Genomic DNA, 1,277 nt, shown 5'->3' on the forward strand with positions numbered 1-1,277 from the left:
CCGCACGTCGTGCACCAGGCGCGCGGCACGCCGAGCGTGCCGCACCAGGCATGGTCGAGCCGCACGCCTTTGGTCTGCGGCAGCAGCCTGGTCAGGATCTCGTGCAGCTGGTCGATGGTCGCCTGTTGTGTCTTGCCGCGCGTGTCGGTGCGCGATCCGAAGCGGTAGGGCACGCCCCGGCCGCCCATGGCGATCCGGCCTTCCCGCGTGCGCTGCGCATACCTACTGCTATGCGCGGCATCGCCCAGCACCTCGTAGCCGCTCCAGCCGATTTCGTCCCAGAGCTTCTGCGGCAGCTTCTCGGTCACCACGATGGCGCTGTTCAGCGGCAGCCAGAGACGCTCGTAGCCGGCAATGCCGGCGGTGAAGCCCTCGGTGGCGCGCACGATCTTTTCGGCGCGCACGACGCCGCGGTCGGTGGTGACCTTGCCCTTCTCGAGCGCCAGCACCTGCGTCTGTTCGTAGATGGCGACGCCGAGCCGCGCGACCGCCGCCGCCAGACCCTGCACCAGCTTGGCCGGCTGCACGCGCGCGACGTCGCGCACGACGAAGGCGCCCAATACATTGTCGATGGCGATGCGCTCGCGCGCTTCCTGCGCACCGAGGAAGGCCAACCGCTCCGGCGGCATTTCCCAGTGCCGGGCCTCTTCGTACTCGGCTTTGGCGCGCTCAAGCTGCGCGGCGTTTGTGGCGACGGTGATGTTGTCGACGCGGCGGATATCGGCGTCGATCCCTTCGGCAGCGGCAATCTCGATCACCTCGTCGACCGTGCCGGACATGGCGCGCTGCATGTCGATCCCCGCCCCGCGCGAGGAGGTTTTTGCATATTTCTCGCGCGACCAGCTGAAGCCGCCGGACAGCCATCCGCCATTGCGGCCCGAGGCACCGAAGCCGGCGAACTCCTTTTCGACGATGGCGATGCGCAGCGCGGGCTCTGCCTTCTTCAGATAGTAGGCCGTCCAAAGTCCGGTATAGCCGGCGCCGACGATGCAGACATCGGCCTCCATGTCGCCGGGCTAGGGTGGGCGGCTGGCCGGCGGGCCACCTATGTCGGCATACCAGAACGACACGTCGCCATTGCGCTGGGCTTGCATCTTGTGATCCGTTCTCCGTGCGATTCCAGGAAAGTGTGGAGCGGTTTCAGGTAAGCGTCAGGTCGGCCTTGTCGTCATCGGCGAGCAGCTTCACGTCGCCGCCGGCGAAGAGCACGTCGACCTCGTCTCCAATGGCAAAAGTGTCCGCCTCGAGCGTCGAGCGCACGATGGCTTTCGAGCCGT

The 1,277-nt window shown here is 67.1% G+C and carries 1 protein-coding gene; it reads right to left on the minus strand.

Annotation, left to right across the window (positions count from 1 at the left end; translation table 11 throughout):
• Window positions 1–1,007: FAD-binding oxidoreductase (locus FJ980_RS32355; protein WP_246676677.1), on the minus strand; the 1,007-nt coding region annotated here is incomplete at its 3' end.
• Window positions 1,008–1,277 lie beyond the last annotated feature (270 nt).

Source organism: Mesorhizobium sp. B1-1-5 (assembly GCF_006443065.1).
Taxonomy (GTDB): Bacteria; Pseudomonadota; Alphaproteobacteria; order Rhizobiales; family Rhizobiaceae; genus Mesorhizobium.